We start from the raw sequence: 17,574 nt of genomic DNA on the forward strand, positions 1-17,574 counted from the left end.
ACAAGGCTTTAATACCCTATTATAAAGCAGAAGTTTCTACAGCTTGCTGCCAAAACGCAGCAACCAGAGGGTCAACTAGGTGTTTGTGTAAACAGCATACGCCTAATTTAAAAGGTTCAATATCCGAATTGTTCTCGATTCGCTTTACTCGCTCACGCACTGGGCTGTTAGCAATAACAATATCCGGTGCCATACCAATACCACAACCAAGCGCAACCATGCTAACAATGGCTTCATGACCCGCCACTCTGGCATAAATTTTTGGTTTAAGATGGTGTGAACGGAACCACTTGTCACTACGCGTACGGGTTAACCCTGAATCCGCGATTATAAAAGGAATATTCTGCCAATCGGGTTGATCTTCCGCTAACCGTCGACTGACATCACAGGCCATGACGGGCGCGATAAGCGACATAGACACATTATCTATGGCATGAAAAGCCACATTTGCTGGGAGATTGTCGGGCCTAGCGGATAGTGCAATATCTACCTCGCCACTAATGATTTTTTGCATTGCCAGAGATGCAGCGCCGGTTTCTAACAATATCTCAATCTGTGGGTACTTCTGGCTCAAACTGGCTAAAATCGGTGGTATATGTGAATAACAAGCTGTCACCGAACAAAATACTTTTAATTGCCCTTTTATCTGTTGTCCACTTTGCTGTGTTGCAGCCTGAAACTGAGCCCAATTATCCAGCGTTTGCCGGGCAAAATTTAAAAATTGGCTGCCTGCCTCCGTTAGCTTAACACTACGATTATCCCGCTCTAACAACACGCAGCCAGACTCTTCTTCTAATTTTTTGATCATCCGACTAAGCGTAGCCGCGCTAATATGCATAGCATCTGAGGTGCGGGCAAAATGAAGCGTTTCGCACAAGTGTACATAGCAGCGTAAAGTTCTTAATTGCAGCATGAATATTTTAAATAGTGAAATACTGTTTTTTAAATATATCACTTTAAGCAACACACGCAATAAGGTAAAGTAGCGCGGAAATTTATTAGTTAATAGAGACAGGATTCAAAATGGCTCAGAATTATTTTAATACGCTTACTTTGCGTGAACAGTTAGAACAATTAGGTAAATGTCGTTTTATGGACCGCAGCGAATTTGCAAATGGCTGTGAAGCTTTAAAAGGCAAAAAAGTTGTTATCGTTGGTTGTGGTGCCCAAGGCTTGAACCAAGGTCTAAATATGCGCGACAGCGGCTTAGATATTTCTTACGCATTGCGTGCCAGCGCAATTGAAGGCAAACGTCAATCTTGGAAAAATGCTACTGAAAACGGTTTTAAAGTAGGGACATATGAAGAGCTGATCCCAACTGCAGATTTAGTTTGTAACTTAACGCCAGATAAGCAGCACACAGCGGTTGTTAGTGCGGTTATGCCATTGATGAAAGAAGGCTCTACCTTAGCCTACTCGCACGGCTTCAACATTGTTGAAGAAGGCATGCAAATTCGTGACGATATCACTGTGATCATGTGTGCACCGAAGTGCCCAGGTTCAGAAGTACGTGAAGAATATAAGCGTGGTTTTGGGGTACCGACATTAATCGCAGTTCACCCTGCAAACGACCCTCAAGGCCATGGTTTAGAATGGGCAAAAGCTTATGCATCAGCCACTGGTGGTGACCGAGCTGGTGTTTTAGAATCATCTTTTGTAGCCGAAGTAAAATCAGACTTAATGGGCGAGCAAACCATTCTTTGCGGTATGTTGCAAACTGGTGCCATATTAGGTTACGACAAAATGGTTGCTGAAGGCGTTGAACCAGGTTATGCCTCTAAACTAATTCAATACGGTTGGGAAACCATTACTGAAGCATTAAAGTATGGTGGCATCACAGGTATGATGGATCGTTTGTCTAACCCGGCTAAAATCGAATGTTTTGCATTAGCGGGTGAATTAAAAGACACTTTACGTCCGTTATTCTACAAACATATGGACGACATCATCACAGGTGAATTTTCACGTACAATGATGGAAGATTGGGCAAACGACGATGCTAACTTATTAAAATGGCGCGCCGAAACTGCTGAAACTGCATTTGAAAAATCAACTGCACAAGAGGCCCCAATTGATGAGCAAGAATATTTCGATAATAACATTTTCTTTGTTGCTATGGTTAAAGCTGGCGTCGAATTAGCATTCGAAGCTATGACTGAGTCTGGTATCATTGAAGAATCAGCTTATTATGAATCTCTGCACGAGACTCCGCTGATTGCTAATACGATTGCCCGTAAAAAACTTTATGAGATGAATGTTGTTATCTCTGATACGGCTGAATACGGCTGTTATTTATTTGCTCACGCCGCTGTTCCTTTATTATCTGACTTTGTAAAAAATATGGATTCAGCTTTTATTGGTCAGTACAAAGCGCCTAAGTCGAATACTGTTGACAATGCATTATTAGTACGTATCAATGATCAAATTCGTAACCACCCAGTTGAGTGGGTTGGCCAAGAATTACGTGGTTACATGACTGACATGAAAGCCATTGTTGATAAAAACGAGATTTAATCTTTCGTTTTGCTGTTATGGGTAGCCAGAACCTTGTGTCTGGCTGCACATATCGCTATCTAAATTTTTTTAGAACTAGGTCAAGCCATTCAAACAGCAAAACTCAAATCAGTTGTCATCAGCGATGACAGACACAGCCGAATGGGCCAGGAAAAAGCCAACGAGAGTAAGCAGCACTCATATTAAATTTGTAATCGCTTTGGGTCTACCATAAAAATAGCCTTGGCCATAATTACAACCTAGCTCAACTAACCTATCCGATTGTTTTTCAGTTTCCACACCTTCGGCAATAGTGACCAAACCACTGGCTTTGGCTAACGAAATAATCGCATGCACCAACCCTAAACCTCGCTCCGAATCCATCTCTCGGACAAAACTCTGATCTATTTTTAATCCATCAACTCTTAGGTCTCTTAAATAAACAAAAGAGGAATAACCAGTGCCAAAATCATCAATATAAATGCGAATGCCTGCATCTCTTAACGTATCCATATTTTGCAAAACAGCCTTATCTCTGTGCATTAAGGTCCCTTCGGTTAATTCAAGTTCTATAATATTAACTGGCACAGCATATTTTTGCGCACATTCAAAAATAAAATCAGGTAAGGTTTGACTATTAAAATGGCTACTGGTTATATTCACTGCAATCGGGCTTAAGGTTAATCCAGACGCTTGCTGCCGAGCCTGAAATTTGAAAACCGCGTCAAGAACATACTGATCAATCTCGGTCGCTAACCCCATTTGCTCAGCCACTTTAACAAATTCAGCAGGTGCAACTGTACCTAACGTATTATCATCCCATCGCAACAATGCTTCATATCCGGAAACAGACTGGTCATGTAGACGCACCTTTGGCTGTAAAAATATCTCGAGTTTTTGGTTTTGAATGGCAACTCTTAAGGCTTGATCAATGGCCAGTTTACGACATAATGAGCGATGAAAAGCAGGCTGATAATAAGCAATGGTCAAGCCGTCGTGTTTTGCTTTTAATACTGCGCTAGCAGCTTTTTGCACAACGTGTTCCAGAGCAGAACCATTATTTGGATAAATGCCAATACCGATACAACAGGTTATCGAACAAGTGTTATTTTTTAGATAATATTTTTGCTGCAAGCTCGCTAAAAGCCGGTTTGCATGGGCGTGGGCTTCTTCAATTTCTTTAAGGGGTAATAAAACGACGAATTCGTCGGAGCCAACACGGGCAATTAATGAATGTTTAGGTTGGTTTGCTTGCAAACGAGCGGCTGTTTCAACTAATATTTGTTCCGATATTTCATGTCCATACATCTGTTCGATTAGATTAAAATGATTGATATCTAAATACAAAACACCGTACATTTGGCCCGCAGAATGCCAGTTAGCAAACGTTTTAAACATTGCCGCCAAATTATGCAAACCAGTTAAACCATCATGGTTTTTTAGATACTCAACTTCTTTTAACGCGATATCCAATAATAGCTGAGCTTGTTTTTCATCGGATGGACTCATTTAACTTCCCTTGTGTAAGTATGCCAAAGACTCTATTTTGTAAATGTACTGCACAGCCAAAAACAAAATTACGAACAAAATGACATCTTTATTTTTTGCCAAAATCCTGTTAGCAAAAAACAAACAGTGCACCTCTATTGTTCGGTTTTTAACATCTTAAATAAAAGTAGACCCTTTGGTGTTAAACTGCAAACCAGTTCACTTTTGTACAGATTATACGCTGAACTTAGCAATAATCCTATTACGCTGCCAGTTTTTGATTGCTAATTTTGATATGATAAAAATATTTAATATAACTGAATTAAACTAATGGACCTGCTTTTTATCGATTGAATTGCAGACTTTTGTGCCGAATTTGTTTATATTGGCGCAAATTTAATAAAAAATCCAAGGAGAATAACAATGAAAATAGCGGTAGCCGGAACAGGTTATGTAGGGATATCAAATGCTGTTTTGCTCGCTCAGCATAACGAAGTAATTGCATTGGATATTGTGGCCGAAAAAGTCGATTTATTAAATGCCAAAAAGTCGCCAATTGAAGATGAATATATCCAACAATATTTGGCTGAAAAACCCCTTAATTTCAAAGCTACTTTAGATAAAGAAGAAGCATACAAAGGTGCTGCTTTTGTTGTCATCGCCACCCCGACTGATTATGACCCAGAAACTAATTATTTTAATACCCGCTCTGTTGAAGCCGTCATTAAAGATGTGATGAGCATTAACCCAGATGCTGTGATGGTGATTAAATCAACCGTTCCTGTTGGCTATACCAAACAAATCAAAGAAACGCTGGGCTGTGATAATTTAATGTTTTCACCTGAGTTTTTGCGTGAGGGCAAAGCTTTATACGACAATTTGTACCCATCTCGAGTAATTGTTGGAGAGCAATCTGAGCGTGCAAAAACCTTTGCTAATCTGTTGGTAGAAGGCGCATTAAAAGAAAATATTGATGTGCTATTTACCGATGCAACCGAAGCTGAGGCAATTAAGTTATTTTCTAATACCTATCTTGCCATGCGTGTCTCTTATTTTAATGAGTTAGACACTTATGCCGAACGCCATGGTTTAGATAGTCGTCAAATTATTGAAGGTGTTGGTTTAGACCCGCGTATTGGTAGTCATTATAATAATCCATCATTCGGTTATGGCGGTTATTGTTTACCTAAAGATACCAAACAATTGTTAGCTAATTATAAAGATGTGCCGAATAATATAATCGCAGCCATTGTTGAAGCAAATACCACGCGAAAAGACTTTATTGCCGATTCTATTATCAGCCGTGCACCAAAACGTGTGGGTATTTATCGTTTAATTATGAAAGCAGGCTCTGATAACTTCCGTGCGTCGTCTATTCAAGGCATTATGAAACGAATCAAAGCCAAAGGCATTGAAGTCGTTATTTACGAACCTGTGCTAGACCAGGATGACTTCTTTAATTCTAAAGTTATCCGCGATCTCAATGAGTTTAAATCCAGCTGTGATGTGATTGTTTCTAACCGAATGGCTCAAGAGCTATCTGACGTTAAAGACAAGGTGTATACGCGCGATTTATTTGGTAGCGACTAATTGCCATCAGGTAACACCCACCAATAGTTCCCTACAGCTGTGTATTTTAGTGGCGTCTTAGACGCCACTCATTAAATTTTTCAACAACGGTAAAGTTAAACAGTAACCACCTGACTAAAAAGCTTGTTAGGCGATTATTTTTTGAACACCCCAGCCAGTTTTTTTCCATTAAAAACCAATAAAGTAGTTATCTGTTTTTCTTGCATCCGGTTTAAGGCGTCTTCTACCCGAGTGCCAATACTGACAGAGCGCGGATTTAAACTCATCATTTGTTCGGCGCGCACAGCAAAACTTTGCTGACCATATTGCTCAACAGCACGGCGCACATCACCATCCGTAATAATGCCATACTCGCCATCAGCTACTGCAACGATTGCAATCCCTAACCGGCCTTTGCTCATGGCGTGTAATACTTCTAATAGTTCAGTTTCTGGGCTTATTACAGGTAGATCGTCGGTGACCATTTCATCATCAACAATACTTAATAGACGTTTTCCCAAACTGCCACCAGGGTGAAAACGCGCAAAGTGCTCAGCCGCAAACTGTCTTTTTTCCATCAGAGCGACTGTAAGGGCATCACCCATCACTAAGGCTGCTGTGCTTGAGGTGGTTGGAGCCAACTGAAGGGGACAGGCTTCACTTTCAACATAAGTATTTAAATGTGCAACCGCATGGCGAGCAATAGTAGAGTTTGGATCGGCCGTCATCGCAATCATTGGATTTTGGTTGTCTCGCAAAAAGGGCAAAAGTTTCAGCAACTCGTTTGACTCACCCGATTTAGATATCGCCAGCAGAATATCTCCTGGTTTTAGCATGCCTAAATCACCGTGGAAAGCTTCTGATGGATGCAAAAAAAAGCTCGGCGTACCTGTACTAGCTAACGAGGCCGCAATTTTTTTACCTATCATACCCGATTTGCCAATGCCAGACACAATTACTCTAGCATCTGTTGCTAAAATCAGCTCAACAGCTTTATCAAATTCATCATCGAGCAAACCTAAGATACTTTTTAAACCATCAATTTGATTATTAATTACCCGCTTGGCAATTCCAATTGAACTCATTGTTTTTTCTCATTTTTGGTTATGATTACTGAACATTTTGACTTAATCGTTCAGTCATAGCGCTAATCACTTCGATCATACCCTGAGTATACTCGTTTTACTCGTCGATTTAAGCCACAGAATAATTCATAAGCAATTGTTCCCGCTGCGTCGGCAACCTGGGTAATCGGAACATTTGGGCCCCAAAGTTCAACCTTTGCACCGCACATATTTGGTTGCTGACAGCCAGTTAAATCTATCGCCAGCATATCCATAGAGACTCGGCCCAAAATATTACAATACTGGTTATCAGTATAGGCTTGGCAAAGATTACCTGCCGCTCGTGGATAACCGTCAGCATACCCCATGCTCACTGTGCCCACGCGCATCTCACTTGGGGCGACAAAGATATGATTGTAACCTACCCCCTCACCGGCACCGAGCTTCCTTTCAGCAATGATTTTGCCACTCAGTGTCATGGTCGTCTGTAACCTGGTAGATTCAGAAAAAGCTTCATTTGGTGAGACACCGTATAACATGATGCCCGGCCGCGCCCAATCTTGCGAACGAACCAAACCGCGCATGATTGCAGCCGAATTTGCTTGACTTATAGCGCCGCTCAGCCCCAAAATTGTGTTGTTAAAACACTCGTTTTGCTGGCTTGTGACTGGATTTAACTGGTCTTCTGCTGCGGCAAAATGGCTCATATGCACTATTTCTGCAACTTGGGGTAAACATTTGAGTTGCTTGTAGACATGGTGATACTCGTTTGGCATAAAACCTAACCTATGCATTCCAGTATCTAGTTTAAGCCACACATTCACCGGCTGCTTAAACCTAGAGTCCGCCAACAGGTTTAACTGCCAATACTCATGTACTACAGTCCATAACCGATACCGATCGATTAATGCCAACTCACTCGCCTCAAAAAAACCTTCAAGTAATAAAATTGGAGATTGAATACCAGCTTGTCTCAACTCTATGGCTTCTTCGATACAGGCGACCGCAAAAGCGTCTGCGATATCAGCTAGGGCCGTCGCAACTGCAACTGCCCCATGACCATAAGCGTTTGCTTTAACAGTGGCCAATGTACGCGCACCATTTGCCCATTGTTTGGCCAGCAAATAATTGTGACGAATAGCCGCTAAATTTATCTCAGCCTGCGCAAATCGCGCCATGCCTCACTCCCAATGACGATGATGGGGCGCATATTAACATAAAATCATACGGTCTGAATAAACGCGTACATTAAACAGTCGTGCAGAGCGATTCTTGGATTGCTGGTTGCCATAAAAATGCGCATTGGATAACGGGTATAAATTGCCCCGTCTTCAGCGTATAAGATATCTGAATCTATCACTTGCCCGGCTTCATTTTTAATTTTAAAAGCGTTACAGCCAAATAAACTCCAGCCTAATAAACTATGTGCGCGGGTGATACCTGTATTGTGTTGTTCAATATCACTCACCAAAGTTAATTTTGCTTTCGGGTCGGCTTCGCCACCATAACTCAGCACAATATTCTCTGCAATCTCAACTCTTAATGGATGCTCTAACACTTGCGACAGCTCAAAATGACGACCACTAAATAAACTTTCAGCTTGCAAATACTCACTAATCCCCTGAAAAGCCAGTTGATGTGATATTTGCTGCTGACTGCCACCACACTCTATCGTCACGATCGGGCACGCAAAGTCTTGCTCCATCAAAGATCCTAATTGTAAACGAGTAAAAAACAAACTATCGCAAAAAAATGACGCCAATGCTTGTTGATTTAACCCTTTTTGGGTCGCAACGGCGAATGCTGGGCTAGCGCCAGACGTATTATGCATATCGATCACTGCCTCGGGTCTGACTTCCTGTATTGCATCAGCTATCTCATTCGCACGTTGTGTTACTTGCGGGTTTTCAGCGGGTGCGTTAAAACAACGATTTAAGTCAGCGTCATTATCAACAAATCGACAATTAAAATAAGGAACTTTGCGTGCTGCTTCAACGGCACATAAAATAAACCTAACATTGCAAACTGGCACCTGTTGACTAAGTAGCCAACGATGAATTGCATAAAATCCAGATGGCTCATTGCCATGGATCAGGGTACATATCACCCGCCAACGACTTGGATCTTGACCCGCTTGATCAATCACCATAGGGCCAGGTAACGATAATAACCAGTCAATAGCATCTTCAGGATACTTATCCTCATGCGCACAACAAACAGTCATCGGAACTAGGGTTAATCTAGGCTCTTTAGTCACGGAATACTCCATTGGCCAACAGGCATACCTGAATGGCTCATCTGCAAATATCTTTGAAACATGTTTAAACAGGCTTGGTGGCGGTTATTCTTTTGCTCATAATGATACAATAGCGCTCTTTGCCAGCTTGCCCCTGTACGCTGTTGTTGCAGTCTTTGTTCTATGAGCGTTAAATAGTTTGTGATTTCAGCTTGCTCAATATGGAGCAAGGTCAATCCTTGCCGCATAACTGTCATAGACGATTCCAGTGCGTTTAATATGGGGATTCGGCGAATATTTAGTTGGTTTAAGTCAGGCCAATAAACTTGAGCATTTAAACCGTAGCGTGCTGCTTGCAAAAAATTCTTTTCGGCTAACTCAAACGGGAAAAACGCACTAATTTCACTAATTTTTTGGCCAAAGCCATAAGCCAGCCCAATGCTAAACGCAAGGTTTGCAATCATATCCGGTACCGAAGGTCCCGCTGGCAAGGCTCTAAATTCAAGCCGAATATGCCCCCCATCAGCCGCACAATAGACAGGCCTGTGCCAATTCCACACAGTGCCCATATGCAAATTAAGTTCTTTAAACGCCAGCGCTTGCCCAGGGCTTTTAGCCTCTGGCTCATCAGACAGTTCAGGTAACAGCACAGGGTGCAATGCAACAGCTTGCGCATACAGATCCCAAGCACTGTCATTTAACCAACCGGCACCTAGGGTCACTCGCGCCGGCATGCTCTGCCCATGTAAACTGCGAGCGCGGCAATCCAACATTTGTCGCAGTAACGGGATACGGGTTTCTTCCCATAACAAACGGCCTAAAAACAAAGGTGAATTAGCCGCTAATGCGGTGACGAGGGGCTGACTAAATACCGCCGCATTATAAACATCGGCAAAACGGCCAGGCGGTATCATCATATGCACCTGAAACGAAGTATTTGCACCTTCCGCCGTCACATCTTCAACTTGCATGTCGATCCTTTCTTGTCCATCAACCTTAATCGCAAAAGAACCAGCCCGAGCTTTTTTAAGTTGTTCAACCAAATACTCATAGCGGCTGATTGGGGTCATGTTGGCACGTAATAAATCTTGCCGTCTTAGCCCTGGTAATATTCCAATTGCTGCTACATGACTATGATATTGCTCTGCGACCTCGATTAAGCCTGCCATTTTTTTTTCAAGATACTGTTGTAAGTTAGAAAATGGCTGACCAGCTAACGCGGTAGGGACAAAATTTAACTCTAAATTGTATTGATTAATTTCATGTTGATAATCAGTATCTTGCAAGTCCTCGATGAGTTTTTGATTGACCGCACGCACATGCCCATCATGATCTGTTAAATAGAGTTCTAATTCAGCGCCAACTTTAAGTTCGCTTTGCGCAAACTCAGGTTGCCGCATTTGTTTTTTTAATTGCCATACTTGTTCGCAAAGACGCTGTTTAAATTGTGCAAAGTCATCTTCTGAAAAGCCAATTTGGCGAACATTTTGCCCCATACGCGACTCCCGAAGCGATTAATGCGTATTCAGTGGTTTATTTGGGTTTAGCCAAAAATCTCAATTTTCGCAAGTTGTTAAATATCGCTTGCAACTGGCGGCTAAATCACAATAATGGCTGGCTCAATTTTTAGTCAAAACATACAGGTAAGCATAATCATGACTGATGCACCAGAAGACAGACTCAAAATGGCCCAAGAAAAAGGTCGCGTGATCCGAGAGGTTAAAAGTTTTGTTACCAGACAAGGACGTTTAACTAAAGGACAACAAGCGGCAATCGATAACTACTGGAAAGACTATGGGCTCGTTGCAGGTGATAAGGTATTCGACTGGTTTGATATTTTTGCCAATCAAAATCCCGTGGTTTTAGAAATAGGATTTGGCATGGGTGCATCATTAGTCACTATGGCCAAACAAGAACCAGAAAAAAACTTTGTCGGTATTGAAGTCCATGAACCTGGTGTCGGTGCCTGTATAAAAGATGCCGTTGAGCAAGGTGTTACCAACTTACGTGTGATTAATCACGACGCGGTTGAAGTGCTAAAAAACAATATTTCAGATGCTAGCTTGGCAACAGTTCAGCTATTTTTTCCCGATCCTTGGCACAAAAAACGTCATCACAAAAGACGTATAGTCCAGCCCGAATTTGTCCAATTATTAGCGCAAAAGCTAAACACTGGCGGCTTGTTTCATATGGCAACCGATTGGGAAAATTATGCCGAACATATGTTAGAAGTCATGTCTGCACAGCCAAATTATAATAATGTGTCAAACCAAGAATCCGGTTATATGCCAAGACCTGATAGCCGTCCACTCACTAAGTTTGAACAAAGGGGCCATAAACTTGGACATGGTGTTTGGGATTTGATGTTTGTCAAAGCATAAAAAAAAGGAGCCTAAGCTCCTTTTTTTAATCAAAATCTAGCTTAATAACGATAACTTTCAGGCTTAAAGGGGCCGTCAACAGCTACCCCAATATAATCGGCTTGCTGTTCGGTTAATTGGGTGATAACACCACCAAAACCTTGCACCATGTAAGCCGCTACTTCTTCATCCAGCTTTTTAGGTAATACTTCAACGGTAATGCGGGCTGCTTTTTCATGTTCAGGTAAATTAGCAAACTCTGCTTTAAACAAATGAATTTGGGCTAATACCTGATTTGCAAATGAGCCATCCATAATGCGCGAAGGGTGACCTGTCGCATTACCTAAGTTTACTAAGCGACCTTCTGATAATAACAACAAATAATCTTGCTCGTCATCGCTACGGTGAATTTTGTGGACCTGAGGTTTTACCTCATCCCACTGCCAGTTTTCACGCATGTAAGCGGTATCAATTTCATTATCAAAATGACCTATATTACATACGACAGCGGTTGGTTTAAGCGCCTGCAATACGTTTGCATCACAAACGTTCACATTACCTGTAGTGGTGACGATAAGATCGGTTTTTGCTAATAAAGTTTTATTAATGTCTTCGAACTTACCGGTATTAATGCCATTGTTATATGTTGAAACAACCTCAAAACCATCCATACAAGCTTGCATGGCGCAGATGGGATCAGCTTCAGTTACCGACACTATCATACCTTCTTGGCGTAAACTTTGAGCAGACCCTTTACCGACATCACCATAACCAATCACTAACGCTTTTTTACCAGATAACAAGTGGTCAGTTGCGCGTTTAATGGCATCATTTAAACTATGACGGCAGCCATATTTGTTGTCATTTTTAGATTTAGTCACTGAATCGTTTACATTAATAGCCGGTACTTTCAATTCACCTTTCGCCATCATATCTAATAAACGATGTACCCCTGTCGTTGTTTCTTCAGTGATACCATGCACGTTTTGTAATACTTGAGGATATTTTTGATGTAAGATTTCGGTTAAATCACCGCCATCGTCTAACACCATATTGGCATCCCAAAGCTCACCGTCTTTATGAATGGTTTGCTCAATACACCAAAGGTATTCTTCTTCTGTTTCGCCTTTCCAAGCAAATACAGGTGTCCCTGCATCAGCAATCGCAGCCGCTGCATGGTCTTGAGTAGAAAATATATTACAGGATGACCAGCGCACTTCGGCCCCTAATTCAATTAAGGTTTCAATCAATACCCCAGTTTGAATTGTCATGTGAATGCAGCCTAAGATTTTTGCCCCTTTTAATGGCTGTTCTGCTTTATATTTTTCTCGTATTGCCATTAACGCTGGCATTTCACTTTCGGCTATTTTTAACTCTTTGCGTCCCCAGTCGGCTAGACTGATGTCTGCTACTTTGTAGTCTGTCATTGCGTGCTCCGCATTAATTACGATTTAAATTTATTCAGCAAGTCTTGCTGACTCTGCTGTGAGATCCTTGGGCCAAAATTTTGTACAACCTCAGCAGCGGCTGCACAGGCAAATCTAGCCGCCTTTTCAACCGGCCAGTTTTCACTTAAAGCATATAGATAAGCACCAGCGAACATATCACCAGCACCATTGCTATCAACTGCCTCTACCACAGGTGATAACACTGAAATTTTTTCAGCCCCGGTATACACACTGGCACCTTCAGCACCTCTGGTCACCGCGACTTGGCTAGCCACCTGCAACAACTTAGTGGCGGCTTTGTCTAAGTCTGTTTCACCTGTGTATAAACAAGCTTCTTCGTGATTGCAAAATAATAGATCTATCGGCTCGCCAGCCAGTACTTCATCAACACCGGCTTGAAAATATTTTACAATCGCTGGATCAGAAAAAGTCATGGCTATTTTTTTATTCGCGTTTTTTGCTGCGGATTTGGCTTTTAAAATCGCCGCACGGGCATTCTCACCTGTGACCAGATAGCCTTCAATATATAACCAATCTGCTTTAAGAAGCTCGTCTAAAAACAACTCACGCTCAGAAAAATCCGCTGTGACCCCTAAATAAGTGTTCATAGTGCGCTCGGCGTCGGGTGTCACCATGACCAGACAATTGCCTGTTTCACCAGATAACTCAAGTTCTTGAACTCGGCTATCAACCCCAGCTTTTTTTAGGTCGTTACAATAAAAACGACCACCTTCATCATCACCAACCCGGCAAGCTAAAAACGCTGTTCCACCAAACTGGCATAAAGCATACAAAGAATTGGCACATGAGCCTCCACCGGCTTGTTTTTTTATTGGATAAGCGGCGGTTAACTGCTGTAAAAGTATTTCACTTTGTTTGGCATCGATCAGGCTCATCAACCCTTTTTCGATATGTTTTTCTGTCAAAAAACTGTCTGTTACTTCAAATTCTTTATCGACTAGGGCATTGCCTAACCCATATACATAATAGTTATCCATGTTAAACCTTGTTGATTACGCCGGATAGAGGGCAAAGATCATAATGCCTGTGAGAATTATTACAATGATTAACAGCAGCACAAGCTGAATTCTTACCATTATTTTAAATAAAAGCTGAATATCTGCGACTTGCGGCAAGCGTGCGGCCCCAAAACGCTCAGACTGCCGTTTTTCACCGCAATAAAATGCTGGGCCGCTTAACTGACAATTTAATAACAGTGCCCCTGCGTGCAATAACAAACGCTTTGGACAAAAGTGCCAAATACTTAAATCAACTAGCTTTGTCGGCTTGCTTACTGCAAGTAATAAAACGCTGAGAATAACAGCAACTGGCCATAACAAACACTGCACGATACCAGCTAGAGGTTTTGAAAAAGTGCTAAAAGCGTCTATTTTGGGGTTACTTTGTTGATAAAAACAAAAAATTAATGCGACTGCCAATGCGGCTAAACTACCACCAACAAAATACCAAAATAGAATTGCAAAAAAGCGCTGTTGTATGTTGAGTAAATAACTTTCGATACTGGCTTTGGCAATACCTACCTCTGATAAACGATCAACATCGCGTAAAACCCATTCACTGAGCCAATCTCGAGCTAATAATTTTTGTTGTTTTGTTAGAGCATTAGTCACTTGTTGATGACCAGTATGTAATGGCTTGGGTTCAAGGCAGAAATACAATATTAAAAAATCAAATAACCAAACGAATTCGACCAACTGTCGAAAAATAAATAAAATTAATAACCAAGGGCCAATAAAAACCGTCACTGCCAGCACACCGCTGGTTTTTAATTGTATCTCGCTGCGGTTTGGATCTGGGTTTACTCGTTTTACCAATCTTTGGCATAATGCCCGAAATACGACCAGAGGGTGATATTGCAGTGGCAAAGGTAGATGCCAGGCAGCACAAGCCGCCAGTAATACAATCAATAACTCTAGGATAACAGGCGTCGTTTGCATGGTGTTAATTCAATAGTTTAATTGTATCCATCACAAGCTGAGAAGAGTGTTTTACAGCGGTTGCTAAACTTGCTGTAAAACTTTGATGCGAGGCTTTACCTGCAATATCAGAGAGTGCCCGCACAACCACAAAAGGAACCGAAAACTGAGCACAAACCTGAGCGATTGCCGCAGCCTCCATTTCAGCCGCAAGCATCTCAGGAAAGTCGTTCCGAGCTTTATCTACACGTGTAGGACAGTCCATAAAGCTATCACCAGTGCAAATTAGTCCAGTAAAAGCTTGGCAATTTTGTTGTTTGGCCGCTTCTAGCGCTAGTTCTACAAGTTTAGGATCACTTTCAAAAGCCGCAGGAAAACCATATCCTTGCCCCATTTCTAAACCAAATGCAGTGACATCAACATCATGGTGACGTACTTGAGTAGAAATCACTATATCACCCACTTCGCAATAATGAGCAAAACCACCGGCTGAGCCTGTATTTAAAATACGGGCAGGTCGATACTGATCAATTAATAAAGTGGCAGCCATCGCTGCAGCGGTTTTCCCTACCCCACTTTGCAATAATACAACATCTTGACCATTTAACTGCCCTTGATAAAAAGTGCAAGGACCTATAACGTGGCTTTGACAAGCCTGCATCTGCGATAATAAAATCTCGGTTTCTTGTGGCAAGGCGCCAATAATGCCTGTGGTCATAAGGAGGTATTTATACTAATGGTTAAAGCACTTAGCTTAGCATAAGCCAAGTGCCTGACAAATTAGAAAATTTAGAAGCTTATGTTGAATTTTATGCAACAGCTTGTGGACGGCTAATGAGTCCAGACGATAATGGCTTAACCGGTCTTGTTGGCCCTTGCCCAACAACAGGTTTGACTTTAAGCGGCGCTAATTTTTGACGGCCAATACGAGCGGCTAAACATTCTCGAATCTCAGCAGCGCGGTAACCGGCTTTAATTTTTATGCGGATATGTGGTAAACCTACGGTTTCCAAAGCACCACGAACAAACCAGTCTGCTTTGGCTTTATGGCCGTTCGGCTGATCTGTATTCGCTAAATCAATGGCTGCGACAGGCGCAAGTGTTTTTCTATCTAATAATACAAAATCTAGTGTTTTGGCCGCCGCTTTACGGCGCGCAACCTGAGCATTTTTATTATTCGTTTTGTCATTCACTGTAACCAAATCCGATAACTTTACTCGGTTAATAATTCTAAACTCTTCCCCTATCGCTTGCTCTAGTTTAACCATGAACGCACGCTCAGGTTCGCTAAATAAAGCGCTTTTTTTCTGATACGGGAAAGGTGTGCCAGACTGAGTCATTCGAATCGCTACTGCCGCGACCACTAATAAAATTATCATTAAAGCAATAATCGCCAATTCCATCTTATTCTCCTAACACATTAAGTTCAAAAAATTGACGTTGAACGTCTTTTTACGATTGTTTGGTTAATTAAGCAAATCACATGCCAGGCAATATAAAGTGGCGTAAAATTCAGTTAAAATAATCATCTTGTTTATTATGGGTAGGTAAAATGAGATCGTATCAAAAATTACGCGAACATAGGTTAGCTATGGCCACTCGGGCCTTTAACGCCCGCGGTACTGCTCAGAGCCGATGCCAACGCTGCCTGTTGGCCGACTTTGCCTGTATTTGCAAATACAGATTAACCACCAGCAGTCACCTAGATGTAATTTTAATTATGCACAGAGACGAAATATTAAAACCAACCAATAGTGGCCGTTTGATTAATGATATTTTACCCAAACATAGTCAAGTATTTGAGTGGTCCAGAACTGAGCCGGATAATGAACTTTTGGCTTTATTAAACGATCCCAGTCGCATGTGTATTTTGCTCTTTCCAGCAGATGACAGTCGTCCCTGCCTACAGACAGTGGAAAAAGTTGCATCAGATCAGAAAATAACACTCGTAGTTTTAGACGGTACTTGGCGGCAAGCAAGGCGCATGTTTAGACAAAGTCGATGGCTGAGTCATTTACCTTGTTTAGATTTATCTATTGATCAAAATACTGCGTATAAATTACGCACCCCCGCGGATCCGTCACAATTATCTACCGCGCAAGCCTGTGCCGCTGCCCTGACCCAATTAGGAGATGCAGCCACGGGTGAACAGCTCGCTCGTTATTTTAATGTCTTTAATGAAAACTACAGTGCCAGCAAATATAATGTCGTCGCGCCACTTGGCCCAGATCATGTTTTGTTAAGTCACCAAATAAATCAACAGTCAAAAGAGGTTTCATGAATATTAGTTTAATTACTAACATAATATCTGCATCAATCGCTGTGGTTGGTTATATTACGGCCAGTCCAGTAATTTTGTCGATTGGATTATTTGCGCTATCGGGTGGATTAACTAACTGGTTAGCGGTTCATATGTTATTTGAAAAAGTCCCCGGATTTTATGGCTCGGGGGTCATCGAAGCAAAATTTGATCAGTTTATTAGCTCAATTGAATCATTAATAATGACGGAGTTTTTTAGCAAAAAAAATATCGACAAATTTTTGTCTGATGCAAAAGGCAATGCGGCGCATCTAGAAATAGCCCCTGTCATAGAAAAAGTAAACTTTGAACCGGCTTACGATGCGCTTGTAAACAGCATAAAAGAATCCAGCTTTGCTGGAATGCTAGATATGCTGGGTGGAACAGCCGTTTTGGAACCGCTAAAACAGCCTTATATCAATAAGTTAAAACAGAGCATTATAGATATTAGCCGAACAGACGGTTTTAATCAGCTCCTCAAAGATAACCTTGAACAACCCGCTGTAGTAGATGAACTACGTAATAAAGTTGCAGTTATCGTGCGCCAGAGACTGAACGAAATGACACCCGCCATGGTCAAAACCATTGTAGAACGCATGATAAAGGAGCATCTCGCTTGGCTAATTATCTGGGGGGCTGTTGTCGGTGGTTTATTCGGATTAGTTGCAGCTTTAATCTAA

Annotated in this window: 16 protein-coding genes; 5 read left to right on the forward strand and 11 right to left on the reverse strand. The window is 41.7% G+C overall.

Going from position 1 to position 17,574, the window contains the following annotated elements:
- Positions 1–19: 19 nt before the first annotated feature.
- On the reverse strand, positions 20–913 hold the full coding sequence (ilvY, locus tag C727_RS0112960) for an HTH-type transcriptional activator IlvY (RefSeq protein ID WP_081579233.1): 894 nt from the start codon (positions 911–913) through the stop codon (positions 20–22).
- 110 nt (positions 914–1,023) lie between these two features.
- Here ilvY and ilvC point away from each other — a divergent pair, with 110 nt between their 5' ends.
- The gene (ilvC, locus tag C727_RS0112965; RefSeq protein ID WP_017446077.1) at positions 1,024–2,514 is read left to right on the forward strand and encodes a ketol-acid reductoisomerase; all 1,491 of its coding nucleotides are present in this window, start codon (positions 1,024–1,026) and stop codon (positions 2,512–2,514) included.
- Between the two features lie 177 nt (positions 2,515–2,691).
- Here the strand turns inward: ilvC and C727_RS0112970 are convergent, their stop codons facing one another.
- A complete protein-coding gene (locus C727_RS0112970; protein WP_017446078.1) occupies positions 2,692–4,002 on the reverse strand; it encodes a putative bifunctional diguanylate cyclase/phosphodiesterase in 1,311 nt (436 codons plus the stop codon).
- A 402-nt stretch (positions 4,003–4,404) separates the two neighbouring features.
- Between C727_RS0112970 and C727_RS0112975 the strand changes: the two genes are divergently transcribed.
- Positions 4,405–5,571, forward strand: coding sequence for a nucleotide sugar dehydrogenase (locus C727_RS0112975; protein WP_017446079.1), 1,167 nt, complete (start codon positions 4,405–4,407; stop codon positions 5,569–5,571).
- Between the two features lie 134 nt (positions 5,572–5,705).
- On the opposite strand, the gene C727_RS0112980 is transcribed toward C727_RS0112975, so the two are convergent.
- From C727_RS0112980 to C727_RS0112995, 4 genes are all read right to left on the reverse strand, one after another.
- Complete coding sequence (locus tag C727_RS0112980; protein WP_017446080.1) at positions 5,706–6,635, reverse strand: KpsF/GutQ family sugar-phosphate isomerase; 930 nt, start codon at positions 6,633–6,635, stop codon at positions 5,706–5,708.
- Between the two features lie 62 nt (positions 6,636–6,697).
- Entirely contained in the window at positions 6,698–7,792 is a 1,095-nt protein-coding gene (gene alr, locus C727_RS0112985; protein ID WP_017446081.1) for an alanine racemase, read from the reverse strand.
- Between the two features lie 44 nt (positions 7,793–7,836).
- Complete coding sequence (locus C727_RS0112990) at positions 7,837–8,871, reverse strand: M14 family metallopeptidase (RefSeq protein WP_017446082.1); 1,035 nt, start codon at positions 8,869–8,871, stop codon at positions 7,837–7,839.
- Entirely contained in the window at positions 8,868–10,346 is a 1,479-nt protein-coding gene (locus C727_RS0112995) for a glutamate-cysteine ligase family protein (RefSeq protein WP_017446083.1), read from the reverse strand. The genes C727_RS0112990 and C727_RS0112995 overlap by 4 nt, the downstream gene beginning before the upstream one ends.
- A gap of 159 nt (positions 10,347–10,505) precedes the next feature.
- On the opposite strand from C727_RS0112995, the gene trmB reads away from it, so the two are divergent.
- Positions 10,506–11,231, forward strand: coding sequence for a tRNA (guanosine(46)-N7)-methyltransferase TrmB (trmB, locus tag C727_RS0113000; protein WP_026052713.1), 726 nt, complete (start codon positions 10,506–10,508; stop codon positions 11,229–11,231).
- Between the two features lie 41 nt (positions 11,232–11,272).
- On the opposite strand, the gene ahcY is transcribed toward trmB, so the two are convergent.
- From ahcY to C727_RS0113025, 5 genes are all read right to left on the reverse strand, one after another.
- Positions 11,273–12,637 (reverse strand): adenosylhomocysteinase, encoded by a 1,365-nt coding sequence (ahcY, locus tag C727_RS0113005; RefSeq protein ID WP_017446085.1) that lies wholly within the window; start codon positions 12,635–12,637, stop codon positions 11,273–11,275.
- Positions 12,638–12,654: 17 nt separating this feature from the next.
- Entirely contained in the window at positions 12,655–13,656 is a 1,002-nt protein-coding gene (locus C727_RS0113010; protein WP_017446086.1) for an adenosine kinase, read from the reverse strand.
- Between the two features lie 15 nt (positions 13,657–13,671).
- The gene (locus C727_RS0113015) at positions 13,672–14,616 is read right to left on the reverse strand and encodes a cobalamin biosynthesis protein CobD/CbiB (protein ID WP_017446087.1); all 945 of its coding nucleotides are present in this window, start codon (positions 14,614–14,616) and stop codon (positions 13,672–13,674) included.
- 4 nt (positions 14,617–14,620) lie between these two features.
- Positions 14,621–15,313, reverse strand: coding sequence for a 5'-methylthioadenosine/S-adenosylhomocysteine nucleosidase (gene mtnN / locus C727_RS0113020; protein WP_017446088.1), 693 nt, complete (start codon positions 15,311–15,313; stop codon positions 14,621–14,623).
- 91 nt (positions 15,314–15,404) lie between these two features.
- Complete coding sequence (locus C727_RS0113025) at positions 15,405–15,998, reverse strand: DUF2726 domain-containing protein (RefSeq protein WP_017446089.1); 594 nt, start codon at positions 15,996–15,998, stop codon at positions 15,405–15,407.
- Positions 15,999–16,147: 149 nt separating this feature from the next.
- Between C727_RS0113025 and C727_RS0113030 the strand changes: the two genes are divergently transcribed.
- Together C727_RS0113030 and C727_RS0113035 are read left to right on the forward strand one after the other, a co-directional pair.
- The gene (locus C727_RS0113030; RefSeq protein ID WP_017446090.1) at positions 16,148–16,876 is read left to right on the forward strand and encodes a tRNA-uridine aminocarboxypropyltransferase; all 729 of its coding nucleotides are present in this window, start codon (positions 16,148–16,150) and stop codon (positions 16,874–16,876) included.
- The gene (locus C727_RS0113035) at positions 16,873–17,574 is read left to right on the forward strand and encodes a DUF445 family protein (protein WP_017446091.1); all 702 of its coding nucleotides are present in this window, start codon (positions 16,873–16,875) and stop codon (positions 17,572–17,574) included. Before C727_RS0113030 ends, C727_RS0113035 begins: the two co-directional genes overlap by 4 nt.

It is taken from the genome of Gayadomonas joobiniege G7 (genome assembly GCF_000300815.1).
Classification (GTDB): Bacteria; Pseudomonadota; Gammaproteobacteria; order Enterobacterales; family Alteromonadaceae; genus Catenovulum; species Catenovulum joobiniege.